Annotated in this window: 17 protein-coding genes; 5 read left to right on the forward strand and 12 right to left on the reverse strand. The window is 63.6% G+C overall.

The genetic code is table 11. The features are described from left to right. Positions 1-500: 500 nt before the first annotated feature. From K0F85_RS10445 to K0F85_RS10475, 7 genes are all read right to left on the reverse strand, one after another. A complete protein-coding gene (locus K0F85_RS10445) occupies positions 501-8,600 on the reverse strand; it encodes a YDG domain-containing protein (protein WP_219115964.1) in 8,100 nt (2,699 codons plus the stop codon). A 30-nt stretch (positions 8,601-8,630) separates the two neighbouring features. Then, entirely contained in the window at positions 8,631-10,289 is a 1,659-nt protein-coding gene (locus K0F85_RS10450) for a ShlB/FhaC/HecB family hemolysin secretion/activation protein (protein WP_257572670.1), read from the reverse strand. A gap of 143 nt (positions 10,290-10,432) precedes the next feature. Further along, positions 10,433-10,714, reverse strand: a complete 282-nt coding sequence (locus K0F85_RS10455) for a hypothetical protein (protein ID WP_219115965.1) — start codon at positions 10,712-10,714, stop codon at positions 10,433-10,435. A 128-nt stretch (positions 10,715-10,842) separates the two neighbouring features. Next, positions 10,843-11,565, reverse strand: coding sequence for an ABC transporter ATP-binding protein (locus K0F85_RS10460; protein ID WP_219115966.1), 723 nt, complete (start codon positions 11,563-11,565; stop codon positions 10,843-10,845). Between the two features lie 10 nt (positions 11,566-11,575). Further along, positions 11,576-13,519 carry an ATP-binding cassette domain-containing protein gene (locus K0F85_RS10465; protein ID WP_219115967.1) on the reverse strand — a complete coding sequence of 648 codons (1,944 nt, stop codon included), beginning with the start codon at positions 13,517-13,519 and terminating at the stop codon, positions 11,576-11,578. A gap of 7 nt (positions 13,520-13,526) precedes the next feature. Then, on the reverse strand, positions 13,527-14,417 hold the full coding sequence (locus K0F85_RS10470; protein WP_219115968.1) for a branched-chain amino acid ABC transporter permease: 891 nt from the start codon (positions 14,415-14,417) through the stop codon (positions 13,527-13,529). A gap of 93 nt (positions 14,418-14,510) precedes the next feature. Continuing rightward, a complete protein-coding gene (locus K0F85_RS10475; protein ID WP_219115969.1) occupies positions 14,511-15,668 on the reverse strand; it encodes an ABC transporter substrate-binding protein in 1,158 nt (385 codons plus the stop codon). A 367-nt stretch (positions 15,669-16,035) separates the two neighbouring features. On the opposite strand from K0F85_RS10475, the gene K0F85_RS10480 reads away from it, so the two are divergent. Both K0F85_RS10480 and K0F85_RS10485 read left to right on the forward strand, forming a co-directional pair. Beyond that, a complete protein-coding gene (locus K0F85_RS10480; protein ID WP_219115970.1) occupies positions 16,036-16,944 on the forward strand; it encodes a hypothetical protein in 909 nt (302 codons plus the stop codon). 24 nt (positions 16,945-16,968) lie between these two features. Then, on the forward strand, positions 16,969-17,382 hold the full coding sequence (locus K0F85_RS10485; RefSeq protein WP_219115971.1) for a hypothetical protein: 414 nt from the start codon (positions 16,969-16,971) through the stop codon (positions 17,380-17,382). Here K0F85_RS10485 and K0F85_RS10490 read toward each other — a convergent pair. Together K0F85_RS10490 and K0F85_RS10495 are read right to left on the reverse strand one after the other, a co-directional pair. Further along, positions 17,379-17,867 (reverse strand): tetratricopeptide repeat protein, encoded by a 489-nt coding sequence (locus K0F85_RS10490; RefSeq protein WP_219115972.1) that lies wholly within the window; start codon positions 17,865-17,867, stop codon positions 17,379-17,381. The genes K0F85_RS10485 and K0F85_RS10490 overlap by 4 nt on opposite strands. Continuing rightward, positions 17,864-19,909 (reverse strand): bifunctional 2',3'-cyclic-nucleotide 2'-phosphodiesterase/3'-nucleotidase, encoded by a 2,046-nt coding sequence (locus K0F85_RS10495; protein ID WP_219115973.1) that lies wholly within the window; start codon positions 19,907-19,909, stop codon positions 17,864-17,866. The genes K0F85_RS10490 and K0F85_RS10495 overlap by 4 nt, the downstream gene beginning before the upstream one ends. A 202-nt stretch (positions 19,910-20,111) precedes the next feature. Here K0F85_RS10495 and prfB point away from each other — a divergent pair. From prfB to lysS, 3 genes are all read left to right on the forward strand, one after another. Further along, positions 20,112-21,216 (forward strand): peptide chain release factor 2 gene (gene prfB, locus K0F85_RS10500; protein WP_138829122.1). Its coding sequence is split into 2 segments (ribosomal slippage): positions 20,112-20,192 and positions 20,194-21,216, totalling 1,104 coding nucleotides; the frame shifts between segments, so codons are not numbered across the junction. A 2-nt stretch (positions 21,217-21,218) separates the two neighbouring features. Continuing rightward, positions 21,219-21,914, forward strand: a complete 696-nt coding sequence (locus K0F85_RS10505) for an HAD family phosphatase (protein WP_219115974.1) — start codon at positions 21,219-21,221, stop codon at positions 21,912-21,914. An 18-nt stretch (positions 21,915-21,932) separates the two neighbouring features. Next, entirely contained in the window at positions 21,933-23,462 is a 1,530-nt protein-coding gene (gene lysS, locus K0F85_RS10510; RefSeq protein WP_219115975.1) for a lysine--tRNA ligase, read from the forward strand. Positions 23,463-23,535: 73 nt separating this feature from the next. Here lysS and K0F85_RS10515 read toward each other — a convergent pair whose 3' ends face one another. The 3 genes from K0F85_RS10515 to K0F85_RS10525 are packed head-to-tail and all read right to left on the reverse strand — an operon-like array spanning position 23,536 to position 26,567. After that, a complete protein-coding gene (locus K0F85_RS10515) occupies positions 23,536-24,537 on the reverse strand; it encodes a Gfo/Idh/MocA family protein (RefSeq protein ID WP_219115976.1) in 1,002 nt (333 codons plus the stop codon). A gap of 12 nt (positions 24,538-24,549) precedes the next feature. Further along, positions 24,550-25,572, reverse strand: a complete 1,023-nt coding sequence (locus K0F85_RS10520; protein ID WP_219115977.1) for a porin — start codon at positions 25,570-25,572, stop codon at positions 24,550-24,552. 35 nt (positions 25,573-25,607) lie between these two features. Next, positions 25,608-26,567, reverse strand: coding sequence for a D-glycerate dehydrogenase (locus K0F85_RS10525; protein ID WP_219115978.1), 960 nt, complete (start codon positions 26,565-26,567; stop codon positions 25,608-25,610). Positions 26,568-26,569 lie beyond the last annotated feature (2 nt).

The following is a 26,569-nucleotide window of genomic DNA, read 5'->3' on the forward strand; positions in this document are numbered from 1 at the left end:
TCTCTTCTTCGAGCCCGCCCCTTCCATGCACAGCGTACTGCTGCTGCATACACGCGATGCGCGGCTCGAGGAAATGTTTACTCAGTGCCCGCCGCCCAGGTAAGCCGCAATCCCCTTCGAATCGGTCTTGAGGCTTTCGGACGGCCCAGTGCGACCGGCCACGGTGTGGAGGGGAACAACTGCGCGCGCCGGGCTGAAATGAACGCTGTTCTTGCCTTGTCAGCAACAGCATTCACCGGGACGTGAAAAGCCATCCCATGGGCGGCCCGTGCGCTGACCAGGACAGCTTGGCGCCGCTTGCCGGCGCGGGCCTTCGCCGCCGGCTCCTTATCGTAGTCGTCGCGGCAATCCATGCCACGGCATAGCAGGGCCGGCGCCAGCGCCAGCGCCAGCGCCAGCGCCAGCCACTGGCACATCAAGGTGGAGCCCGCGCGCGGCAAGCCGCTCACGCGGATCACTCACGCAGCGGCACTCACACTGTGAGCGCGGTTAGCGCATGCTTACTCGCTTTCGATGCTGGTGTTGCCAGCGGCCGAAGGCAGTCGCAAGCCCGTATCGACCACGGTCAGGCGCAAGCCAGGCAAGACATTGCTGTTCACCGATGCCGTCGTCATCACCACCGGCGTGCTGCCCTGCCGCGGCTGACCGCCCTCCAGCGCCACCTGCACCGCGTCTTCCTTGCTGGTCACGGTTTCGCCTTTCGCCACGACATCGGCCTGCACCATATTGCCCTGTGATGGTGCCACATTGACCATCGCGACCACGCTGGCCACCGCGTTTTGCTGCGCTTCGGTCGGATTGACAGTCAGCACGCCCGGCGTGTACGTCAACGCATAGTTGGTCGACGTCTGGCCGGCCGCCGACACCAGATAGCGGCCCGATGGCGTAGCGGTGGTGGCTGGCGTGCTGAACGCCAGATTGCCGCTGACCTCGTTCGCCAGCGTGTCGTTGCCCAGCAAGCCCGTGTAGCTGGCCGTGAAGGCCGGATTGAGACCGCCCTGGTCTTTCTCGGCATCGTTCACCTTCACCCCCATGGCCGCCTGCGTGATGCTGGCCGTGGTGGTCGCCGTGGCGTTGACCGTGTAATTGCCGGCGTCCGTACCGCTGAGCGCAATGCCGTTCACCGTCACCGTTTTGTTGGCGCCAGCGTTCTTGTCGGCAAAGCTGGCGCCGCTATTACTGATAGTCAGCACATCGCCGGCGATACGGTTATCCGCCAGGGTCACGCTGGCGTTGGTGCTGGTGTCATACACACGCGGCGCGGCACCCGTGGCTCGCACCAGCAGGCTGGCCGGCGTGATGCTGGCCGTCAAGCCGGTCGGGTTGCTGACCGTATAGTTGCTGGCCAGGCCGGTGATGGTGTCGACCAGGCTCGTGCCCGTCACCGTCACCGCTTTGGCGGTAGCCGCGTTCTTGTCGGCAAACGTCGCCGTCTGGCCACCGATGCCCAGGCTTTCGCCCGCCACCAGGCCGCTCAGGGCGCCACCGGACAATTGCGCCGCCGTATTGCCGTCGTAGACCTTGTTGCCGGCCAGCTGGCCGGTCACCGTCAAGGCCTTGGCCGTGATGCTGGCCGTCAAGCCGGTCGGGTTGCTGACCGTGTAATTGCTGGCCAGGCCCCCGTTGGCGCCATTCGACAAGGTACCGCCGGTGATGCTGACGGCCTTGCCGCTGCCGGCATTCTTATCAAGAAACGCACCGGCCATGCTCGCCAGGCTGACCGTTTCCGAACCGACAAAGCCGCTCAGGGTGCCGCCCGTGATGGTCGCATCGAGCGCGCCATCATAGGTTTTGTCAACCGCCAGCGCGCCGGTGACGCTCAATGCTTTTTGCGTGATGGAACCCGTCACATTGGCCGGAATGGTCACGCTGTAATTGCTGGCCAGGCCAGTACCGTCAGCCAGGCTGACGCCCGACACCGTCACCGCCTTGCCATTGCCAGCGTTCTCGTCGGCGAACACGCCGCTGCCGCCCGAGACCACCAGCGTCTCGCCCGTTACCAGGCCCGTCAAACTCCCGCCAGCCAGGAGCGCGGCCTTCGTGCCGTCATAGGCGCGCGTACCGGCCGTCATGCCCGATACCGTCAAGGCTTTCGGCGTGATACTGGCGATCAGGCCGGTCGGGTTGCTGATCGTGTAGTTGGCCGCCAGGCCGCCATTGCCGCCGTTGACCAGGGTTGAACCGGTCGCCGTCACCGTCTTGCCGGTGCCAGCGTCCTTGGTATCGAAGCTGGCGCTCAAGCCCGTCACGCCCAGGGTTTCCATGCCGACCAGGCCGCTGATCGAGCCGCCCGACAAGGTCGCCTTGGTGCTGCCGTCATAGACTTTGTTGACGGCCGACATGCCGGTAATCGTCAGCGCCTTCGGCGTGATGGTGCCGCTGCCAGACGCGGTGGTGCTGGCCAGCGTGTAGTTGGCTGCGTCAAGGCCGCCCAGGGTAAGGAAGGAGATCGTCACGGCCTTGCCGGTGCCGGCGTTCTTGTCGCTGAACGCGGCCTTGGTGGCGCCGATGGCCAGGCTGTCGCCGTTCACCATGCCATTGAAAGTGGCCGTGGCCGTAGCGAAGGTGACGGAAGTGCCGCCGTCATAGACCTTGCTGTCGGCCACCACATTGGTCACCGAGCTGATGGTGGCCTGGCTGATATTGGCCGTCACGCCGGTCGGGTTGCTGATCGTGTAGTTGCTGATCAGGCCGCCGTTGCTGCCACTGGTCAAGGTCGCGCCGCTGATGGTGACGGCCTTGGCGGTACCGACGTTCTTGTCGGCAAACGCCCCGGACATGCCGCCCACGCCGACGCCTTCCGAACCAACCAGGCCGCCGACGATCACGGAACCGGCAAGGCTGACAGTGGTGTCGCCGTTATACACCCGGTTGGTGGCCGTCACGCCGCTGATCGTCAGCGCTTTTTTCGTGATGTCGCCCGTCACGCCAGTCGGATTGGACAGCGAATAATTGCTCGCCAGGCCGCTGCCGTCGACCAGGGTGGTGCCGGTAACGGTCACGGCCTTGCCGGTGCCGGCGTCCTTGTCGTTGAAGGTGCCCGTCTGGCCGGACACGCTCAATGTTTCCCCGATAACCAGGCCGCTCAGGGTGCCGCCGGTCAGGCTGGCCTTGGTATTGCCGTCATACGCCTTGGCGCTGACCGTCACGCCGTTCAGCGTCAGTGCTTTGGGCGTGATGCTGGCGCTCAGGCCCGTCACCGCGCCGACCATGTAATTGCTGGCCAGGCCGCCGCCAGTACCATCGGAGAGCGCGCCGCCCGTCACCGTCACGGCCTTGCCGGTGGCCACGTTCTTGTCGTCAAAGACGCCGGTGAGGCTGGACAGGCCCAGCGTTTCCGAACCGAGCAGGCCCAACAGGGTGCCGCCGCTGACGGTGGCCGCCGTGCTTCCATCGTAGACCTTGTCGCTGGCGGTCGCGCCGGTCACCGTCAGCGCCTTGCGCGTGATATTGCCGGTCACGCCGGTGGCATTGCTGACGGTATAGTTGCTGGCAAGGCCAGAACCATCACCCAGAGTGGCGCCGGTCACCGTCACCACCTTGCCGTTGCCCGCGTTCTGGTCATTGAATGTGCCGCTCTGGCCGGACAGGCTCAGGGTTTCGCCGATCACCAGGCCATTCAGGGTACCGCCCGAAATGGTCGCCTTGGTGCTGCCGTCGTAGCTCTTGCTGGCAACGCTTACGCCGCTGACCGTCAAGGCTTTTTGTGTGATATCGGCCGACAGGCCCGTCACGCCACCGACCGTGTAGTTGCTGGCCAGGCCGCCGTTAGCGCCGTCGGACAAGCTGCCGCCGGTGACCGTCACCGCCTTGCCATTGCCAGCGTTCTGGTCGGCGAAAGTGCCCGACAGCGCACCCAGGTTGAGCAATTCGCCGTTGATCATGCCGCTCAAGGTGCCGCCCGTAATCGCCGCCGCATTGGTGCCGTCATAGGTCTTGTTGCCAGCCACGGCGTCGGACACTGTCAATGCCTTGGGCGTGATGGCGCCGCTGCCACTGCCACTGCCAGCGGTCAAGTTGTAGTTGGCCGCGTCCGTGCCGCCCAAGGTAAGGCCGCTGGCGGTGACGGTCTTGCCGTTGCCAGCATTCTTGTCGGCAAACGCGGCGGTGGTGGCGCTGACGGTCAAGACGTCGCCATAGAACATGCCGCCAAAGGTGGCGACGGCATTGCTGACGGCGGCGAAGGTAGAAGCGTCATACTCCTTGCTGTCGGCCACGATGTTGCTGACAGTATTGATGGTGGCCTGGGTGATATTGGCCGTTAAGCCGGTCGGATTGCCGACCGTATAATTGCTGGCCAGGCCGGCGCCGTCGGCCAGCATAGCGCCGCTGATGGTCACCACCTTGCCGGTAGCGGCGTTCTTGTCGGCAAACACGCCCGACAGGCCGGACAGGCCCAGCGTTTCCGAGCCGACCAGACCGCTCAATACGCCGCCGCTGACGGTGGCCTTGGTGTTGCCGTCATAGTCTTTGTTGCCGGCCGTCGCACCCATCACTGTCAGCGCCTTGGGCGTGATGTCGGCCGTCACGCCGGTCGGATTGGTCACCGAATAATTGCTGGCCAGGTTAGCACCGTTGACCAGCGTGATGCCGCTCACGGTCACGCTCTTGCCGGTGCCGGCGTTCTGGTCGGTAAACGCGCCGGCCTGGCCGGAGAAGCTCACGGTTTCCCCGGCCACCAGGCCATTCAAGGTGCCGCCCGTCAGACTGGCCTTGGTGTTGCCGTCATAGACCTTGGCGCTGGCCGTCATGCCGCTCACGGTCACAGCCCTCTTGTCGATGGTCACGGTGCCCGCGCCGTAGCTGATGATATAGCCGCGCTGGCCGGAATACAGGCCACCGGCGGTAGTGGCGTAAGTGCCGACGTTGACGGCGTTGCCTGCAGCGCCCGTGTTCAACGTGCCCAGCAGCGATGCATAGGCGACAGGCCTGCTGGCGGTGACGCCAGAGGCCGTAAAGGTGCTGGTGCCGTCATAGGTCTTGCTATTGTTCGCGGCAAAGTTGACCTGCAGCGGCGTCATGAAAGCGCGCAGCAAGGGGTAGGTATTGGTGTCGTAGATGATCCATGTATTGGCCTGGTCCCAGGTCGCTGCGGTGTAGGTGGCCAGCGATTTCATTTGCGCGGTGGTCAAACCCGTGCCAGCGGCACTGGTGGCCTGCCCGCTGGTGCTGGTGTCCCAGAAGTTGCCGGTGGCGCTAGCAGTACTGGTGCCCGCCAGGCCGCCCGTACTGCTGCTGCCCGTGACCGCCCCGGTGGCGTAGTTCTTGGTCAAGGCGCCGGAGTTGACGCCGACCAGGCCACCCACCGTGTTGGAGCCGTCCACGGCGCCCGAGGCGTAGCTGTTGCTGACAGTACCGCTGTTGTTGCCGACCAGGCCGCCCGTGTTGACGGTGCCGGTCACGCTCATGGTGCTGTAACTGCCGCTGATGGTGCCGGCATTGTTGCCGACCAACGTACCGGTATCTTTGGCGCCGTTGACGCTGCCGCCGTCCAGGCCCACGTCGCGGATCACCGCCGTGCCGGAGGTGGCGCCGAACAGGCCGGTATTGTCGATGCCCGGGCGGTTCAGCACCAGGCCGGAAATGACATGGGCGGCACCGTCGAAGGTGCCGGTGAATGGCGCCGCCGTGCTGGCGCCGACCGGCACGAACGTGGCGCCATTCCAGACGTCGCCCGGGGTGCCGGTGGCCGCCGCATTGAGATCGCGGGCCAGCGTGTAATTGCCGGCCAGGTCCATCGCCATCAATTGCAATTGATGCGGCGATTTGATGGTGGTACTGTACTCGGAAGACAACATCGGTCCGGTGGCGCCTGTCGCATTGCCAGCGCCGTTGAGCGTGCCGTCGGTATTGACGATGACCCAGTTGTTGCCCGACTGGCCGGTGGCGGTCGTGAAACTGAAGTTGTCGAAGCTGGCGCCCGTGCGCATTTGTGTCGCGCTCAGGCCGCTCACCTTGGTGACCGATCCAGTGCCGTCGCCGATGGCGGAAACTGTGTTGACGGTGGAATTGAAGTAGCCGCCGGTGATCGTCGCGGATGCGTTGTTGAAGCCGATGACGCCGCCTGCCACCGTGTTGCCGGCGACGTTGCCGGTCAGCGTGACGACGCCGGAAGAATAGACATTGGTGACCGCGCCGGCCGCAGTGTTCGTGCCGTTGACGCCGACCACGCCGCCCACCGAGCCCGTGGCGGCCGTGACGTCGCCGGTCGCGTAACTGTTGCTGATCGACGAAAGGTTATTGCCGACCAGTCCACCCGTCGACACGGCGGCGCTTGCAAGGCCGCCCTGGCCCAGGCCCGTCACCGTGCCGGTGGCATAGCTGTTGTTGATCTGCGACCCGGCGCTGGTCCAGCCCACGAGGCCGCCGACATGGCCGCTGCCCGACACGGCGCCGGTGCTGAAGCTGTCGTTGATCAGGGCACCCGAATCACGGTTGCTGGCCACCAGGCCGCCGGCGTCGATGCCGACCGATACTGCGCCCGTATTGAAACTGTTGGTAATGGCGCCGTAATTGAAGCCGACCAGGCCGCCACCGCTATGCTTGGCGGTAGCGGTGACGGCGCCCGTATTGTAGCTGTCGGTGATCTTGCTGTTCTTGTTGGCTTGGCCCACCAGGCCGCCAATCGCGGTCGGGAGCGTCGCGTTGGTGACGCTGATCGTGGCGGAGCTGCTGCTGTTGCGGATGGTGCCGCTGTTTAAGCCGACCAGGCCGCCGATATACGCATAGCCCGGGGTGCTCAGGCTACCGGTCACATAGGCATTATTGATCAAGCCGCTATTGTTACCTGCCACCCCTGCCACATTACCATAGGAACCAACGGTCGGCCCGCTGGAACTCAGGCTGACGTCGAGCATGCCGACATTGCGGATCTGCGCCGCCGTACCGGTCGTACCGAACAGGGCGGCCGAGAAGTTGCTCGTGCTGATGTTACTGGTCAAGCCGGTAATCACGTGGCCCAGCCCCTCGAACTGCCCCGTAAATGGCACACCATTGGCGCCGACCGCATTGAAACCGGTGGCGCCCCATATGGCTGTGTTCGACGTGGCGCTAGCGTCGATATTCGCCCCCAGCGCATAGTAGCCCGACATGTCCTTACGCATGCCTTGCAAATCGGTGCCGGTGAAGCTGTCGGCCGCGCCCAGGCTGGTGATCATCGTATAGACCTTGGTGGCGCCGTCACTGCCCTGCTTGGTGCTGAAACTATTGCCCGAGGGCAGATTGACCTCGGCCTTGATCGTGATATGCGAGGCATTGCTCGCCGCGACGGCGCTCTGGCCATATTCGAGCGCCAGGCTGGCCGTGCCGGTGCCGGTCATCGGCTTGTTGATGTTGATATTATTTTGCGCGGTCAGGGTCAGCTTGTTGGCCGACCAGGCAATCGCTTCGTTGACATTCACGTCGCCGGCCGTACCGACAGTGCCGTCGGTGCTAATGATCTGCACCGAGCCATTGGCCAGACTGTTCATCAAGTCGGTACCCGTCATATTGCCGCCGGACGCGGCAATCGTGAAGTCGACCGGGTCGATCAGCCAGCTACCGGACAGGCCGTTGGCCGCCTTGGTCGTCACATTGATGCCCCTGGCAAGGTTCACATGCGCGGCCGAGGTATCGATGAAGCCGCCGCGGCTGCCAACCTCGCCCGCCGGCGCGCTGGCGTCCAGGGTGCCGCCCGCATTGACCGTACCGGTCTGCATGTCGCCCAGCAATTTGATCGTGCCGCCGCGCGTGTCTATCGTGTGCGCCTCGATCACGCCCGTGTTGTTGACGACGGTTTTCAAGAGCTCACCCGCCGCCTGCGCCGTCAAGACCACGCTGCCGCCATCGGCCTTGAGCATCCCGCCGTTCTTCACCAGCGCGCCCACGGCACCCTGGTCCACCGCCACGTTCAGCAAGCCGTCGCCCGCCACGTCCAGGGTGATGGCGCGGCCCGCCGCCAGGGCCACCGAGCCCAGGCGTGCCTGGATCGTGCCCTCGTTCGACACGTTGGCGCCCAGCAAGGCCACATAGCCGCCTGGCGCGCTGATGCTGCCCTGGTTCAGGACTTTACCCGTGCCATTGCCGGCAAATTGGTACTTGCCGGCCATGAAGTCGCTATTGGAAATGTCCAGGGTCGAGGCCACCAGGCCCGCCGTGTTGACGGACGCGCCCTGGCCGAACAGCACGCCGTTCGGGTTGACAATGAACACCTTGCCATTGGCCGACAGGTTGCCGAGGATGCTCGTGCCGTCGCTGCCCAGCACGCGGTTCAAGGCCACGGCATTGCTGTTCGGCTGCACGAATTGCACCGACTCGCCCTTGTTGATATTGAAGTTGGCCCAGTTGATGACCGCATTCTGGCTGCCCTGCCTGATCACCGTCGAACCCGGCGTGCCGTTAATCGTTGCCTGCCCCGCCACCACCGTGCCGCCCACCGGCCCCGCCAGGGCCAGCGAGCCGTAACCGAGCATCAGCGCCGCCGCCATGCTGGTCAAGGCGAAATGCGCCCCGCCCCCGCTGCATCCTGGCATCGAGCGCTTGCCGGCGGATTTGACGTTTTCGGAAACGGCGGCATAGGCGCCGGTGGCCTGGTTCCAGATGGAGCGGTAGATGCGGTTCATGGCGGGTCCTGACTTGGTGATCGTTGTTTTTTAGAAGTACTTGACGGCTTGCAGCCAGAAGCGGCCGGCGGAATCCGGTGCAGAGGTCGCCTTGGCGTTGCCCAGCTTGTGCGCGTAATACGCCTTCAGGACGAGCGCATTGGCGCCCGTCCACGTGACGCCCACGCCGGCGCCGCTCAGGGTGCGGCGGTTCTCGCCGACGCTCCAGGCGTCGCGGTTCAGCTTGACGCTGCCCGTGTCGGCAAAGGCCAGCACTTGCAACTGGCCGGGAAAGGCAGTGAAAGCCGTCACGTTCTGGCGCAGTTCCAGGTTCAGCACGTAACCCTGGTCGCCATATGCCTCGCCGCCCGGATAGGCGCGCACGCCGCCCATGCCGCCGATGCCCATTTTTTCAGAGACATCGAGATTTTTCGACGCCGCCTGGCCGCTGAGGGTGCAGAACAAGCTCGTCTCGCCGCCCAGGCTTTGCACGCGCGCCGCGTTGAAGGCGAGCTTGTTGAAGTGGCCGTTGCTCTTCACCGTCAACTGGTCGATCAGCAAGGCGAGCGGCGTCTCGATCTCGATCTTGCCCGTGGTGTAGGTCAGCGAATACGTGCTCACGCCACCGCCGCCCCAGCCATCCTTGGCGTCGCCGTTCAGGTTCAGCATCCACACCCTGGCCGTCTTGTCGTTGACACTGCCCGTCGATTCCGTGCGGTCCTGGAAGGTCTTGTCGTCATAGCTGACCTGCGCATACAAATTGCTGCTGCGCGAGCGGATCAGCGGATAACTGCCATATGCGCTGGCGATCTTCGCCGTGCCCTTGGCGTCGAGCACCGCAAATTCCTTGCCCAGCTTGTAATCCATATACGTATAGGCACCGCCCAGGCGCAGCAAGCCGGCCTGCCCCTGGTAGGCCAGGCGGCCGTAGTTCAAGCCGTCGGCCGAAGTGAAGGCGCGCACGCTGGCCACGTCGCCGATGCCGGCCAGTTCATTGATGTTCAGAGTGGCGCCGATGCGGTTGCGCCCCGTGTAGCGGTTGCCCTGGTTATCCACGTCGATGCTGCCGTTGAAACGCGCACCAGGCTGCACGTCGACGATCAGGTCGGACGCGCCCAAGGACGCCCCCGGCGCCAGGGTCGAATTCACTTGCACGCCCGGCAAGTCCGACAGCAGCAGCAAGCGCCGCTCCAGCGGCGCCGTGGCGATCACTTGCCCGTCGAGACCGGCCAATAGCGTGCCGGCCAGGCCGTCCGACAGATTGCTCTGGTTGCGCAGTTGCACCTGGCCATACTGCCCGGGCAGCACTGTGATTTGCACCACGCCATCGTGGATGTCTTGCGCCGGCAGATACGCTTGCGCGAGGAAATAGCCACGGTTCTGGTAATAGCTGGCGATGTTGGACGCCATGGCGCGCAGCTCGCCCAGGGTCAGCTCGCTGCCCGGCACGAAACCCGTGCTGGCGACCAGCTCGCTTTCAGGAAACACGGGCGGCGCCGTCACCTGCAGGCGCTGCACCGTGATGCGCGTGGTGTCGCCCACCGTGGTGGCCGGCACATTGCCCTGCTGCACGCGAATGGCCGGCGGCGCCTTCGGCAACTGGGGCGCGACGGGAATCTGCTGCAACTGGCTGCCGGCGCTGGGGGGATCGACGGCATAGGCGTTCTGGATCAACAGCAGCAAGGTCAGGGGCAGGAGTTGGGCACGCAAAAGAATCCTCTCGATCACATCATCAGCGGTGGGCGGCAAAGTTGCCAAAAATTAATTTAATAGTTCCTGTAGTGTAACAGTCCCGTTCTAAAACTTGATAACCTTTATTTTTATAAGTTAAGGAAGCGCTGATCGATTTGACGCTAAGCGCTACGTTGTAAAGCGATGATTTTCTGCAGCATTGACGGCGACATGCGCGATTGCTCGCCATCGCACAGCAGGGAGCAGCTTGTGGTTTTTATGCCTAAGATGGCGCCGACGCGTTCGCGTAGCTGCTTGTCGGTGAAGGCGACGGTATCGCCGAGTTTGAATTCAGGCAGGTCCGGTGCTTGCGGCCGCAGCGGCGCCGCCGCATAGGGCGGCTTCGATTGGGTACGCGTGATGTCGTCCTGTATTGTCGCCAGCGTTGGCAGCGACTGCAGCACGCGGCCCGGCGTGCCGCTGCGGTGATCGAAGCAAATACGTCACGCGATGATTTAGCACTGCCAATGTATCTCCTGCACTGACACCATCGTCAGTGCAGTGCGCTGGAGAACGCGCGTCAAACGTCTTTTCAATGCCCTCCCCCCAGATACGCCGCGATCACCTTCGGGTCGGTCTTCAGACTCTCTGCCGGCCCGTGCACGGAAATGCTGCCGTTCTCCAGCACGTAGCCGTAATCGGCCACGTTCAGGGCGGCGGCGGCGAATTGCTCGACCAGCAGCATGGTCACGCCTTCGGCTTTCAGGCGCGTGATGATGCGGAAGACTTCTTCCACCAATATCGGCGCCAGTCCCATCGACGGTTCGTCGAGCAGGATCACTTCCGGGTTCAGCATCACGGCGCGCGCCATGGCCAGCATCTGCTGCTCGCCGCCCGACAAGGTGCCGGCCAGCTGGTCGCGCCGCTCTTTCAGACGGGGGAACAGCTCCATGGCCTTGTCCAGGTCGCCCTTGATGTCGCCTTTCGGGCGTGCCCGCGTAAAGCGGGGAAAGGCGCCCAGCAGCAAGTTGTCCGTCACCGACATCGAGGCAAACACGCGCCGGCCTTCCGGCGAATGGGCCAGGCCGGCACGCGCGATGCGGTGCGAATCGAGGCCCGTGACGTCCTTGCCGCCCAGGGTCACGGTGCCCGACCTGGGTTTCAGCATGCCGGAAATGGCGCGCATGGTGGTGGTCTTGCCGGCGCCGTTCGAGCCGATCAGGGTCACCAGCTTGCCCTTCGGGACGTCGAGTGAAATGCCGTGCAAGACTTCGACTTTGCCGTAGGCGGCGTGCAGATTATGAATCGTCAGCATGGTCTTCCTCTCAGTGCGCCGCTGGCGCCAGGGTTTCGGCGCTGCCGCCCAGGTAGGCTTCGATCACTTTCGGATCGCTCTGGACAAGCGCGGGTGCGCCTTCGGCGATCTTCTGGCCGAAGTCCAGCACCGTCACCACGTCCGACAACGCCATCACCACATCCATGTGATGCTCGATCAGGATGATGGTGATGCCGTGCTCGCGGATCTTGCGGATGATGGCCATCAGCTCCTTGATGTCGGGCGCCGTCAGGCCCGCCGCCGGCTCGTCGAGAAGCAGCAGGCGCGGATTGAGACCCAGCGCGCGGCCGATTTCCAGCAGCCGTTGCTTGCCATACGGCAGATTGCGCGCTTCTTCGTTGGCCAGGTCCGCCAGGCCCACGAACTCGAGGATGCTGGCGGCCCGCTCGCGCGCCGCCGTCTCTTCGCGCTTGTAGCGCGGCGTGTGCAGCATCACGTCCAGCACATTCGATCTGAAGGTGTTGTGCAAGCCGACCAGCACGTTCTCGGTTGCCGTCATCTCGCCGAACAGCTGCACATTCTGGAAGGTGCGCGCCACGCCGCCCAGCGCGATTTCGGACGGCGTGCGCCCGGAGATCACTGCACCGGCAAATTCCACCTTGCCCGCCGTCGGCTTGTAGATCCCCGTGAGCACGTTCATCATCGTGCTCTTGCCCGAGCCATTCGGTCCGATCAAGCCGTGCACGGAGCCTTGCGTCACGTTCAAGTCCACCTGGTTCAGCGCTTTCAAGCCGCCGAACTGCATCAGGGCCTGGTCCACGCGCAGCAGGGTCGCGCCCTGCTGCCCGCCCTGGGCGTGGTCGAACGGCGCCACGCCATGCGAGGCGACCGCTTGCACATGACGCCGCCCCTTGCCGACAAAACTCATCAAGAAGCCCACGATGCCGTCCTGCAGGTAGTACACCACGAACAGGGTCATCAGGCCGAAGATGGTCAACCGCCAGTCGACCATGTTTTCCAGTTTGTAGGAAAACGCCGCCAGGCCGATGGTCGCCACCAGCGGCACGATCACGTCGCGCACGGTGGAACGCTTCTTCGCCAGCATGAAGGCGGAGCCGATCACGCCCAGCACGGCGGCGCTGACGGCGATCTTGCGGAACAATTCGATATCCGACAACAGGCTGGGCAGCATGACGACGATCAGGGCGCCGATCAGCGCGCCCGAGCGTGTCTTGCGCCCGCCCATGATGACGGCCAGCAGGAACAAGATCGTCAGCTCGAAGTTGTAGGTATTGGGTGAGATGTACTCTTCCGAATACGCATACAGGCTGCCGGCCAGGCCCGCGAAACCGGCGCTGATGACGAAGGCGTAGACTTTATAGCGGTAGACGGACACACCCATGCAATCGGACGCGATGGGGCTGTCGCGCAGCGCTTCGAAGGCGCGGCCCAGGTTCGACTTCAAAATGCGGTGCACCACCACCAGCGAAATGACCATCAGCGCGGCGACCATGTAGTAGTACTCCACTTCGCTCAATTTATGGCCGAACATGAAAGGCTTGTGGATCTTGATTCCCATCGGCCCTTCCGTCAGGAAGCTCATTTCATTGATCAGGATTTGTATGATGGTACCGAAGGCCAGGGTCACCATGGCCAGGTAGGGCCCCGTCACGCGCAGGGCCGGCAAGGCCAGGATGGCGCCAAACACGGCCGCGAGCACAATGCTGGCGGGAATGGCCAGCCAGAATGACAGGCCCAGCTTGAACACCAGTACGCCCGTGCCGTAGGAGCCGATGCCGAACAGGCCAGCATGGCCCAGCGACACCTGCCCCGTGTAGCCGACGACGATATCGAGGCCGAATAGCAGGATGGCGTAGATCAGAATGGTCTCGGCCAGGTGGATGTAATAGGGGTTCGGGATAAGGATGGGGAACAGCACGAGCGCCGCCAGGCCCGCCGCGCTCAGCGCCAGCATGGTAATTTTCTTGTTCATGTGATCCTCATACTTTCTTGATCGCGGCCTTGCCGAACAGGCCGGACGGCTTGACGGCCAGCACCAGCAGCAGCAATAACAGGCCAGGCACTTCCTTGTAGCCGGTGGAAATGTAATAGCCGGTGGTCGTTTCTGCGATGCCCAGGATCAGGCCGCCGACGATGGCGCCCACGCCCGACGTCAGGCCGCCGATGATGGCCACGGCAAACGCTTTCAGGCCCAGCGAGGCGCCCATGGTGGCCCCGGTCAGGGTCAGTGGCGCCACCAGCACGCCGGCAAAGGCGGCCGTGGCCGACGACAGCGCGTAGGAAAAGGTGATAACCATGCCCGTGTTGATGCCCATCAAGCCTGCCGCGTCGCGGTCGTTGGCCGTGGCCACGACGGCCTTGCCGTAGATCGATTTGCGGTTGAACACTTCGACGGCCAGCATGATGGCCAGCGCGCCGACGATGACGGCCACCTGCATCTGCTGCACATTCGCGCCGAACACCTGGAACGGCGCGGACGACAGCGGCGACGGGAACATCAGGTCATCCTTGCCCCAGATATTTTCCGCCACGTTTTTAAAAATGATGGCCAGCGCGATGGTCGACATGATCCAGCCAAATTCGGACTTGATCTTGATGGCGGGCCGCACGCCTATCCATTCGACGAACACGCCTTGCAAGGCGCCGAAGACGATGACGATGGGAATCATCAAGAGATAGCTCATGTACGGGCCGCCGTGGATGGTGCCCACCAGGGAGAGACCCACGAGCGCGCCCAGCATCAGGGATTCGCCCTGGCCGAAATTGAGGGTGCCGGAAGTGGCAAAGGTCAGCTGATAGCCGAAGGCGATGACCGCATAGATCATGCCCAGCGCGATGCCGCTGAAGACGAGCTGCAGGAAGATTTCCATGGTATTCCCCGGAAGACGAAAGATGAAAAAATGGCCAGTCCTGATTCCTCAAGGCTGGCCATTTCGCGGCTAGATGGTTGGAATTAGCCGGACTTATTTGGCAAGGACGACCTTGCCGTCCTTGACTTCGCCAAACACGGTCAGGTCGGCCGTGATCGCTTCATGGTTGGTCTTGCTGAATGGCTTGTTATAGGTGGTGACGGCGCCTTCCACTTTTTCATTCAGGTTTTCCAGCGCGGCGCGCACTTTCGGGCCGTCCGTGCCGCCTGCCTGCGTGATGGCCGCGGCCAGCAGGTAGACGGAATCGTAGCCTTGCGCCGCCGAGACGGCAGACGGCATGCGTCCGCCCGACGGCTTGTAGGCGGCTACATAGGCGTCGATGAAGGCCTTGCGCTTGGGCGTGTTGGCATCCTGGATGAAGGTTTGCGGCATGCGCGTGCCATTGCCATTTTTGCCCGCGTTGTCGATGAAGTTACCCATGGCCAGGGTCCAGCTGCCGATCAGCGGCACTTTCCAGCCCAGTTTTTCCATGCCGTTGGCAATCTGCGCCAGTTCCGGGCCGATGCCGTAGGTCAGCACAACTTCCGCGCCCGCCTGTTTGGCTTTCAGCAGCTGGGCCGTCATGTCGACGTCCTTGATGTTGTATTTTTCAACGACAACGGGCTTGATGCCCTTCTTGTCCAGCGCCTTTTCCAGGTCTTCGCGACCCAGCTGGCCATAGTTGGTGGAGTCGGCCAGGATCGCCACTTTCTTGAACTTGCGGTTCTCGATGGCCTCATGCACGATCATGCCGGACTGGATGGTGTCATTGGCCGCGTTGCGGAAAATGTAGTTTTCCGGCTGGTCGGCGAATTGCTTGGTGACGATGGAGCCCGTCGCCACATTGTTCATGACGGGAATTTTCGCTTCCTGGTAGAAGCGCTGCGAAGCCAGGGCCACGCCCGTGTTGATGTAGCCGACGGTGGCGGCGACCTTTTCCTTGTTGATCAGCTCCTGGGCGATCTGCACGCCGCGTTCGTTCTTGGCTTCGTCATCGCGCTCGATCAGCAGCAGGGAACGGCCCAGTACGCCACCCTTGGCATTGATTTCAGCGACGGCCAGCTTGACGCCGTCGCGCATCGACACGCCCATCGGCGCGGAACCGCCCGTGAACGGTCCGGACACGCCGATCTTGATGGGGTCGGCTGCGACTGCCGCCTGAGAGAAACCCAAAACCAAACTTGCCACGAGCAATTTCTGTTTCAAATTCATTGTCATCTCCTCTGATACAACGTTTTTAATGCCACTTATTTTTATAGTCGTACGCTGGATAACCGCCCCATCGATAAATCATTGTAGGTGAGTAAACATGCACCAGCAACAACTACATATGACGCGTCGCAACATGCAGAAAAGACCGAATTACTGGCCAAATGTCAGTTTTTTGTAAGGAAAATATGACGCAAATTGGCGCACCCTGTGCCATTCGGCAACAGTCGCGCTGCCGATGCTGGGCCGCCGTATGCCTATGACAGCGTGCTGATCTGGCGCAATACTGACACTGCACAGCATGCTAACGTCAGCCATGCCAGCGCGTGCGCGCCGGACCCATCAGCCACCGCTACCGCATGGAGGCCATATGCAGCGCCCGCAGAACTCAATCGTTTTCACCCTGCTTCTTTACGCCGCCGCCAGCGTGCTGCTGGGCGGCTGCGCCACCGATCTGTCGCCCGTGCGCAGCTTTGCCGAACAGACGCAAAAAATGTCGCTGCACTTCGAACCCATGCCGGCAGGCAGCGTCCACAGTTGCATGGACAAGGCCATGCGCAAGCGTCTGATCCTGGCCGAGCGTTTCGATGCGCAAGCGAGCGAACAGGCGGCGCGCGCCGATTGCGCCGCGATCGCGCAAGCCAGCGTAGCGATCGCCAGCCTGAACGATGTCCTGCTGCGCTATGCGCGCACCCTGGCGGCGCTGGCCGATGACAAACTGCCCGTCTACAAGGAAGAGTTTGGCCCACTCGGTGATGCGCTGGGTGGCCTGGCACAGCCGGGCGGCGGCGCGCCCCTGCTCGATACGGACAAGCTGGCCAAGGTCGTCAAGTTGAGCGAGCACCTGAGCCGCCTGGCCAGCCAGCGCACACAGAAATCAGCCTTGCGCGCATTGCTCGACGAGCAGGAAGCCATCGATATCGTCAGCAATGCGCTCAAGGAGTATGCCCAGCGCAGCTACCGCGCCGGCTTGCAGGATGAATTGCGCGACCTGGCCCAGCTGCGCGGCGCCGTCGACGACGCCGCGCAGCGTGAGCCGCTGGCCGCCAACTACATCCGCACGCGCTTGCACCTGGAAGGACGGCAATTACAGGAAAGGGAGAAAATCGTCGCCGCGTACGTCGCCGCCGTCGGTGCGCTGCAAGCCAGCGTGGCCGCGCTGCGGGCCAATCTCGACCATCTGCAGGAAGCGGAACTGCAGCGCCAGCTGGCGCAGTTTGCACGCCAGGTCGAGACACTGCAAAAACAGGCTGTTTTCTATGGCCCTGCCCGCTGGTAAGCGGCGCGCACACTGGAGTATCCCATGGCCCCACTGACCGAACTGACAAAAGACCAAAGCTACGCCATCGCCGACAGCCTGGCGCAGGCATCAAGCCTGGTGCTGGAATTGCGCATCCGCGAACGCCAGGCGCTGACGCCGGACGAGCGCGCGCTGCTGGAACAATATGAAAACCACCTGGACCAGATGGTGGCACTGTTTCGCGCGTATGGCATCTGCCTGACCGCCGAAGGGGCCGAGCAGGCGCGCGGCGATATCGAGGGCGCCATCGCCAAGGGCAAGCTGCAACTCAAGCGCATCGCCGACATCAAGGCGGCCATAGGTGCTGCGGCCAGGCTGGTCGACCTGGGCGCCGCCATCCTGTCGCGCGACCCGATCGCCATCGGCGAGGCGGCGGCCAGCTTGCGGGCCAGGGCGAAGAAAGAAGACCAGACTTAAGGCTCCGGTGGACGGTGCCCCATCGCGTGCGTGGCCATCTTCAGGTACAGAGAGGCCTGCTCTTCATTGTGCGCATAGCCCATCGTCCCTTCGCCCAGGGCGATGGATTTCTGCTGCAGCGCTTCCGGGTATTGCGCATCGCAGGCGGCGTCGAGCCAAAAGCGCGCCTTCTCCTCGTCACTTTCCAGCAGCAGGTTCGCCACGATGAACATGGCCGGCGCCACGCCACGCTGCGCGGCCAGTTCCAGCCAGCGCAGCGCGGCGGCGCTGTCCTGCGGTCCGCCCATGCCGTTCTTATGCATCAGGCCCAGGTAATACGCGGCGGGACCGCTGCCCTGCCCCGCCGCCTGTTCGAACAGGGCGCGCGCCTGCGGCTGGGAGGCTACTCCCGCGCGCATCAAGGTCTTGGCCTGGGCCGTGACGTCCTGCCCCGCCGATGCCAGCGGCGATCCGGCCAGGGCGATGGCAAACAACCATGCCTTCATTTCGACAGGTGTATCTGATACAGCGCAAAGCCCTTGCCCGCACCATCGTCAGCCTTCAGCTGCGTGACGTTATCGATGCCGGCCGCTCGCGCCAGGTCGATCACGTTCGGCGCCGAATGAAAGACCACCGGGCCTTGCGTGGCGACCTTGGCGAAGGTCCAGCTGCGCGCCGAGCCGTTCTTCGCGCGCGTCAGGTTTTTCTCTTGCGCGACGTAGGCGATCAAGAGTTCGCGGTTGTTGTCGGGCGACGCCACTACCGTCTTGCTGCCATCGAGGCCGGGGAAATTGCCGCCGCCGCTGGCGCGGTAGTTATTCGTCGCAATCAAAAATTCCTGCGCCGCATCCACCGGCTTGCCCTTGTACGTCAGACCCTGAATGCGCTGACCGGGTTTTTGCGTGACGTCGATCTGATAGCGCACGTCGGCGCTGGTAATCGTATCGAAGTTGTAGCTAGGGTGGGCCGTGTTGACCAGTTCCTGCGGCTGCGCCTTATGCGGAGCGATGGTATTGAAACGCCGCGCCGACTGCTCCAGCCAGGCCTTCAGTTCTACCCCATTCATCTTCACGCCGTACAGCGCGTTCGGATACAGGTACAGATCAGCGGCGTTGTTGAGCGCCACGTTGCCCGCCTTGACGTCCGTGTAGTCGGACACGCCGGCCGAGCCGCTCTTGAACGGGGACGACATCGACAGCACCGGCAGGTTGGCATACTGCGGCAAGTTCGCCTTCACATACGCGGCCAGATAGCCCGCTTGCGCCTGGTTCACCACTTCGATAGCACTGACATCGCCCACGTCGGCGAAATACGTCGACATGCGGAAGTCCGTGGCGCCGACCGGTGTCTGCACGTAGGCGATGGTGGCTGCGTGTTCCTCGGCCACCAGTTTGGCGATGGCCGCATCGGGCGCGACATAACTCTTGTCTGCGTTCTGGATGCCGCGCGCTTCCACCGTGGTGGCGCTCTTGTCGATGACCCACCGCTTGCCGTCGTGGCGCAAGTGCAAGCCAATCACGCCCAGGTGCTTGCCCCACAAATTGGCCATCACGGTGGGAACGCCATTGACCAATCCCTTGACCTTGTCGACGCCGGGCAAATTAAATTGCGGCACCGTGCTGGCCGCGTTCGGGAACAACTGGTGCGAATGGCCGATCAGCATGGCGTCCACGCCCGGCACTTGCGACAGGTAGTAATTACCGTTTTCCATGGTCGGCGAGTACGGGCTGTCATCGAGGCCGCCGTGCGAAATGGCTACCACCAGCTCAGCGCCTTTGGCGCGCATCTCGGGGATGAATTTTTCCGCCGTCTCGCGCACGCCCTGCGTGTAGACGCGCCCTTCGAGCCAGCGCTTGTCCCAGGCCATGATGGTGGGCGGGGCGAAGCTGATGATGCCCACTTTCACGCTGCTGCTCACGGCCTTGCCATCGGGACCGGTCGCCGTGATCTGCTTGTCGATGATGTGGTAGGGCGCAAACAGGGGCTTGCCCGTCTTGACGCTGTAGACGTTGGCCAGCACTTGCGGGAACGCCGGGCCGGCGCAACGCGGCTTGGCCGCGTCCACGCTGTCGACATCAAATTGGTTGCCCGTCACCTGGCTCAAAAATGCCAGGCCGTAGTTGAATTCATGGTTGCCGATGCCGCCGCCATCGACTTTCAGCAAATTCATCGCCTTGTAAATGGCCAGGGTCTGGTCGCAGGCCAGCGGTTTCACGAGGGCCTGGTAGTCGGCCAGCGCCGTGCCCTGGATGGTGTCGCCGTTGTCGAGCAAGAGATTGTTCGGGAACTGCGCGCGCGCCTGCGCGATCAGGGTAGCCGTGCGTTCCAGGCCGATCGACGGCTCCGCCTGCAGCTTGTAGTAATCATAACTGAGTACATTCGCGTGCAAGTCCGTCGTCTCCAGCAGGGCCAGGGTGGCGCTGCTGCCCGCCGGCGCCGCTGCCAGAGGCCGGGCCGGTTCGTGGGCGGCGGGCGGCAAGGCGCCGCAGCCGGCCAGCAGCAGCGGTAACAGGGCAAGACGGGGCAGTTGGCGCAGGGGTTGGCACATGAGGAGTTCCTGTGGAAAGACAATATCGCCAGCATCATACGCAGCACGCCAGCCATCTTCAAGGCATAGATATTGTCGCAAATATAGCAAAACCGTCATTTTATTGCCCCGTGCAATAGCAATTGCGCCGCAGCGGCAGCGGAAACGCGCCGCGCTCGCGTATAATTCAGGGTTTGATTTCACCATAGAAGACCAGAACATTATGGAAGCCGAACGCATCAATATCATCTCCGCCCTGCTGAACGACCTGACGGTCCGCGAAGCCGAACTTCGGAGGTATCTTTGACTTCACTGTCAAGTCGGAGAAACTAGAGCAAGTCAACGAAGAGCTGGAAGATCCTACCGTCTGGAACGATCCCAAGCGCGCCCAGGACCTCGGCAAGGAGAAGAAGGCGCTCGAAGCCATCGTCTTTACGCTCGCCAAGGCCGATGCCGACCTGCGCGACACCCGCGACCTGTTCGACATGGCCCGCGAAGAAGGCGATGACGACACGCTCGAAGCGATCGAGCAGGACGTGCAGGAAATCCGCAAGGTCATCGAAAGCATGGAGTTCCGCCGGATGTTCAACAATCCGATGGACCCGAACAACTGCTTCATCGACATCCAGGCCGGCGCCGGCGGTACGGAAGCACAGGACTGGGCCTCGATGCTGCTGCGCCAGTACCTGCGCTATTGCGAACGCAAGGGCTTCAAGGTCGAGATCCTGGAGCAGTCCGACGGCGAGGTAGCCGGCATCAAGACGGCCACCCTGAAGGTCGAGGGCGATCACGCCTACGGCTTCCTGCGCACGGAAACGGGCGTGCACCGCCTGGTGCGCAAGTCGCCATTCGACTCGGCCAATGGCCGCCACACCTCGTTTACGTCGCTGTTCGTGTATCCGGAAGTCGATGACTCGATCGAAATCGACGTCAACCCGGCCGATATCCGCGTCGATACCTACCGCGCGTCGGGCGCCGGTGGTCAGCACATCAACAAGACCGACTCCGCCGTCCGCATGACCCATGCACCGACGGGCATCGTGGTGCAGTGCCAGAACGACCGTTCGCAGCACCGCAACCGCGCCGAAGCGATGGAAATGCTGAAAGCCAAGCTGTACGAACATGAACTGCGCAAGCGCATGAGCGAGCAGCAAAAGCTGGAAGACTCGAAGACGGACGTGGGCTGGGGCCACCAGATCCGCTCCTACGTGCTGGACCAGTCCCGCATCAAGGACTTGCGCACCGGTTTCGAGACGGGCAATACCAAGGGCGTGCTCGATGGCGACATCGACGAGTTCATTTCCGCCTCGCTCAAGCAAGGCGTGTAAGGATGAATGCATCCCTTCCAGCCCGGCGTGCCTTCCTGTTCGATATGGATGGCACGATCGTCGACAACATGGCCTTCCACACGACCTCGTGGCTGGCGTTCTTTGAACGCCACGGTCATGCGCTGGATGCGGATGCCTTTTTCCGCGACACGGCAGGACGACAGGGACACGAAATCATCGCCAAGTACCTGGGCGAGGATGCCGACCACGTCACCCTGCTGGCTGAAAAGGAAGTCGTCTACCGTGAACTGTACGGCCCGCACCTGGCCACGGTGGCCGGTTTCGACCAGCTGATCGCCAGCGCGCGCCAGCACGGCGTAGGGCTAGTGGTGGGCACGGCCGCGCCGGACGAGAACATCGCCTTCACGCTCGACGGCCTGGACCTGCGCCATCGCTTCGACGCCATCGTCGGCGCCGCCGACGTGGAACGGGGCAAGCCGCACCCGGACGTTTTCCTGAAGGGCGCGCAACTGGCCGGCGCGCTGCCGCAAGACTGCATCGTCTTTGAAGACGCGCCCCTGGGCGTGGAAGCGGCGCGCCGTGCCGGCATGCGCGTCGTGGTGCTCACCACCACTCTGTCGGCCGAGGCGTTTGCCGCCTTCGACAACGTCATTGCCATCGTGCCGGATTTCTCCGCACTCGACGTCGACGCACTGTTTGCCAGCGTGGCGCCAGCGCTGGCACCACATCATCAATAATCACCAACGAAGAACACCATGACTACGGATATCCAAGAACAAGCCGCCGCCCCCGATGAAAACAAGATCATCGCCGAGCGCCGCGCCAAGCTGGCCGCACTGCGCGAACAAGGCGTCGCCTTCCCGAACGATTTCCGCCCTGAGCACAAGGCGGCCGATCTGCACGCGCAATACGGCAGCAAGACGCGCGAAGAGCTGGAAGCCGAACCTGTCACCGTGGTGCTGGCCGGCCGCATGATGCTCAAGCGCGAAGCGGGCAAGAAAGCCGCTTTCGCCACCCTGCAAGACGCTTCCGGCCCGAAAGCCGACGGTCGCATACAGATCTACGCCACCCTCGACCTCACCGGCGAAGCGGCCATGGCCGCCCTGCACCACTATGACCTGGGCGATATCCTGGGCGTGACGGGCACCCTGTTCAAGACCAAGACGGACGAACTGACCATCAAGGTCACCGAACTGCGTTTGATCACCAAATCGCTGCGCCCGCTGCCGGACAAATTCCACGGCCTGGCCGACCAGGAAACGAAATACCGCCAGCGCTACGTCGACCTGATCATGAACGAAGAGACGCGCCGCACCTTCAAGGCGCGTACCGCCGCCATCTCGTCGATCCGCCGCTTCATGGAAAAGAACGAGTTCATGGAAGTGGAAACGCCGATGCTGCACACGATCCCGGGCGGCGCCGCGGCAAAGCCATTCATCACGCACCACAATGCGCTGGACATGCAAATGTTCCTGCGTATCGCGCCCGAGCTGTACCTGAAGCGCCTGGTGGTGGGCGGCTTCGACCGCGTGTTCGAAATCAACCGCAACTTCCGCAACGAAGGCGTGTCGATCCGTCACAACCCGGAATTCACGATGATGGAATTCTACGCGGCCTACACCGACTACAAATGGCTGATGGACTTCACGGAAGCCGTCATCCGCCAGGCCGCCATCGACGCGCACGGCACCGCCACGCTGACCTACGGCGGCCGCGAGCTGGACCTGGCAAAACCGTTCCACCGCCTGACCATCGTCGAAGCGATCAACAAGTACGCGCCGGGCTACACGCCGGAACAGTTGAACGATGCCGACTTCATCAAGGAAGAACTGAAGAAATTCGGCGTCAAGCCGTTCGCCACGGCCGGCCTGGGCGCGCTGCAACTGGCGCTGTTCGAAGAAACGGCGGAAGCGCAGCTGTGGGAACCGACCTACATCATCGACTACCCGGTCGAAGTGTCGCCACTGGCGCGCGCTTCCGACACGGTGGCCGGCATCACCGAGCGTTTTGAACTGTTCATGGTGGGCCGCGAAATCGCCAACGGTTTCTCCGAGTTGAACGACGCGGAAGACCAGTCGGCCCGCTTCCTGGCGCAAGTCGCTGCCAAGGACGCCGGCGATGAAGAGGCAATGTTCTACGACGCCGACTACATCCGCGCGCTGGAATACGGCATGCCGCCAGCCGGCGGCTGCGGCATCGGCATCGACCGCCTGATGATGATCATCACGGATTCGCCGAACATCCGCGACGTCCTGCTGTTCCCGCATCTGCGCCGCGAAGACTAATCACGGACGCAAGCCAGTAAAAAGCCGCCTGATTTTGCGATCAGGCGGCTTTTTTTGCGTCGATTACCGGCTATCAGTTGGCGAGGGTCACGCGCTGGTGGCTGCGCCTGGCCTGCTGCGCCGCCAGCGCCGTGGCCAGCGCGCGCATGCCGTCGTCGCCAGTGGCGGCCGGCTGCCCTTCGCCGCGCATGGCGCGCTGGAAGGCGCGCACCGAGCGCACATACAGGTTTTCATGCTCGACGGGGATGTCGACGCTGCCACCGTCGCGGGTCAGGCAGATGGTGCCGACGGGGCGCTGCGTCATCACGCCGGTGGCGAAGATGGTGCCCTTGCTGCCGATGATTTCCACGCCGGACAGCGAATGCGGTGCGTTGAACGCATCGTGCACCTGCACCAGGGTGCCGTTGTCGAACTCGATGACGGCCATCAGACCCTCCTCGAGTCCGGCCACCGTCATGCCGCCGCTGGTGGCACAGGCGGTGACGTGGCGCGGCTCCGAGTCCAGCAAAAAGCGCAAGGTGTCGACGTCGTGCACGAACATGTCGAGCGTGACGCCGCCCGATTCCGGCGCGTCCAGGCGCCAGCCGCGCAGGTGCTGCGGCAGGTTGTTCGCGTGCAGCACGCGGCAATACAGGGGCTGGCCGATCTCGCCGGCGCGTATCAGCTCGCGCACCTTGGCGTGGCTGGCGGCGTTGCGCAGGTGATGGTTAATCCCCAGCACCACGCCCGCTTCGGCGCAGCCGTCGACCATGCGGCGCGCGTCGTCCAGGTTCAGCGCCAGCGGCTTCTCGCACAGCACGTGCTTGCCCGCGCGCGCCGCCTGCAAGGTCTGCGCCATATGCCATTCGTTGGTGGTGCTGATGTACACGGCATCCGCGCCCGGGTGCGCCAGCGCAGTATCCAGGTCGGTATAACTGGCGGCGATGCCGAACTGCGCGGCAAACGCGGCGCCGCGCGCGGCATCCCGGCTGACCACGGCCAGTACTTCCGCATCGCCCTGCTGGCCGATCGCGTCGACCATCCATTCGCGCGCCACCGTGCTGGCGCCAACCAAAATCCATCCGATCTTCTTCATTCCATTCTCCCCTTAAAAAGTGTGGCGCAGGCCGAGGTTCCAGGCCTGGTTGCCGCTGCCGTTGTCGGTGGCGTTGCCCACCACATAGGCGGCGCCGTTGCGGTTGTCGATATGCGCATAGGCCGCGTACAAGGTGCTGCGCTTCGACAGCGCGTAGGTGTAGCCGATGCCGACCTGGGAAGCGTCACCGTTGGCAGCGCGCCGGTCGTCGCGCCGCACGTACGAGAGCAAGACGCGGTGCGGGCCAAAAGGCACGGTGGCGCCCAGCATCAGGTCCGCACTGTCGACCGTGGTGGCGGCGCCCGCCGTGCTCTTGCTGACGGCGACGGCGCCATGCGCCTTGACCACGCCGAAGTCCCAGGTGGCCCCGAGCACCGTGTTCCTCGCCCTGCCCGCCACCTGCGCGTTTGATATGGTATTGGCGTCCTGGTGCGCCATGCGCAGATACAGCGACCCGCTGGCATAGGTGGCCGCCGCGCCCGCGTAGCGCCTGGCCGCCGCGTCGCCGGGCACTTCGCCGAAGCCGTACGCCAGTTCGCCGGAAAGGCCGCCGCGCACGGGAGAACTGTAGCTGATGCTGTTGTCGACGCGGCTGATGTAGCCGGCCGTGAAGACATTGCTCATCCTGCCCGCAAAACCCAGGTAAAACGGGTCCAGCGCCCCCAGGCTGCTATCGATGAAGGTGTACTGGCGGCCCAGCCGCAGCGTGCCCGCCGCGCCGGCGAGGCCAACGAAAGCCTGGCGCCCGAACAGCAGGCCGCCCTGGGCCGAAGCGCCCGTGTCGGCCAGAATGCCCGCATCCATCGTAAAGATCGCCGTCATGCCGCCGCCCAGGTCTTCGCTGCCCTTGAAGCCCAATCGCGAGCCGTTGGCGATGCCGCTGGTCACCTTGAGCACCCTGCCGCCGGCGCCGCCGTTCTCGGACACCAGGCCCAGGTCCGCGATGCCGTACATGGCCACGTTCGACTGCGCCGAGCACAGGCTGCTGCAAGCGCCGGCGCCGATGATCATTGCTCCTGCTACCTTATTCTTCATGTCTTTCCCTGTCTATCTTCTTATGGAAACTGCGCCTAGCTCACCAGGTGGCGCGGACGCTCGCCGCGCAGGCCGGCCAGCAGGTTGTCCACCGCCTGCTGCGCCATGGCGTAGCGCGTTTCATGCGTGGCCGAGCCGATGTGCGGCAGCGCCACCACGTTGGCCATGCCCGGCAGCGGATTGTCCGGTGCCAGCGGTTCGCGCTCGAACACATCGAGACCGGCGCCGTGGATGGTGCCCTGTTGCAGCGCCTCGATCAGCGCCGCCTCGTCGACGATGCGCCCGCGCGAACCGTTGATGAAAATGGCGCCGGGGCGCATCAGCGCGAACTCGCGCCGGCCCATCATGCGTTCCGTCTGCGCCGTCAGCGGCAGCACCACGCAGACGAAATCGGAGCTGGCCAGCAAGTCGTCGAGCGCCACCTGGCGCGCGCCCAGCGCCGCCTCCACTTCGGGCACCGCCTCGCCGTTCACGTACAGCACCTGCATGCCGAAGCCCAGCGCGGCGCGGCGGGCGACGGCGCGGCCGATACGGCCCATGCCCAGCATGCCGATGGTCTTGCCATGCACGTTGACGCCGTACTGGCTTTCGCCCACGCTGCGCGTCCAGCTTCCCGCCTTGACGAATTCGGCCAGTTCGACGACGCGCCGCGCACTGGCGAGTATCAGCGCGAAGATCGTGTCGGCCGTCGTTTCCGTCAGCACATCCGGCGTATTGGCCAGCAAGATGCCCCGTGCGCGCAGGTAATCGACGTCGAACTGGTCGACGCCCACCGAAATAGTGGAAATGATGCGCAGGTCAAAGGCCGGGTCCAGCAGTTCGCGGTCCAGGCGCACGCTGGCGCCCAGCAAGCCATGCGCGCCGCGGATGGCGGCGGCGAACGCGGCGCGGTTGCCCGCATCGATGGCCTCGAAATACGTCACCTCGCATTCGGCGCGCAGGCGTGCCAGCAGCGGCTCGGCCAGTTTTTTATACACAACGACATGTTTTTTCACGC

Source organism: Janthinobacterium sp. UMAB-56 (assembly GCF_900095265.1).
Classification (GTDB): Bacteria; Pseudomonadota; Gammaproteobacteria; order Burkholderiales; family Burkholderiaceae_D; genus Janthinobacterium.

What these genes read in the sequence shown, in the direction of transcription:
- K0F85_RS10460 (WP_219115966.1), bottom strand. Translation starts at nt 11,565, where the DNA reads ATGCTGACGATTCATAATCTGCACGCCGCCTACGGCAAAGTCGAAGTC.
- K0F85_RS10470 (WP_219115968.1), bottom strand. Translation starts at nt 14,417, where the DNA reads ATGGAAATCTTCCTGCAGCTCGTCTTCAGCGGCATCGCGCTGGGCATG.
- K0F85_RS10485 (WP_219115971.1), top strand. Translation starts at nt 16,969, where the DNA reads ATGGCCCCACTGACCGAACTGACAAAAGACCAAAGCTACGCCATCGCC.
- K0F85_RS10520 (WP_219115977.1), bottom strand. Translation starts at nt 25,572, where the DNA reads ATGAAGAATAAGGTAGCAGGAGCAATGATCATCGGCGCCGGCGCTTGC.
- K0F85_RS10515 (WP_219115976.1), bottom strand. Translation starts at nt 24,537, where the DNA reads ATGAAGAAGATCGGATGGATTTTGGTTGGCGCCAGCACGGTGGCGCGC.
- K0F85_RS10465 (WP_219115967.1), bottom strand. Translation starts at nt 13,519, where the DNA reads ATGAACAAGAAAATTACCATGCTGGCGCTGAGCGCGGCGGGCCTGGCG.
- K0F85_RS10490 (WP_219115972.1), bottom strand. Translation starts at nt 17,867, where the DNA reads ATGAAGGCATGGTTGTTTGCCATCGCCCTGGCCGGATCGCCGCTGGCA.
- K0F85_RS10480 (WP_219115970.1), top strand. Translation starts at nt 16,036, where the DNA reads ATGCAGCGCCCGCAGAACTCAATCGTTTTCACCCTGCTTCTTTACGCC.
- K0F85_RS10445 (WP_219115964.1), bottom strand. Translation starts at nt 8,600, where the DNA reads ATGAACCGCATCTACCGCTCCATCTGGAACCAGGCCACCGGCGCCTAT.
- K0F85_RS10505 (WP_219115974.1), top strand. Translation starts at nt 21,219, where the DNA reads ATGAATGCATCCCTTCCAGCCCGGCGTGCCTTCCTGTTCGATATGGAT.
- K0F85_RS10475 (WP_219115969.1), bottom strand. Translation starts at nt 15,668, where the DNA reads ATGAATTTGAAACAGAAATTGCTCGTGGCAAGTTTGGTTTTGGGTTTC.
- lysS (WP_219115975.1), top strand. Translation starts at nt 21,933, where the DNA reads ATGACTACGGATATCCAAGAACAAGCCGCCGCCCCCGATGAAAACAAG.
- K0F85_RS10495 (WP_219115973.1), bottom strand. Translation starts at nt 19,909, where the DNA reads ATGTGCCAACCCCTGCGCCAACTGCCCCGTCTTGCCCTGTTACCGCTG.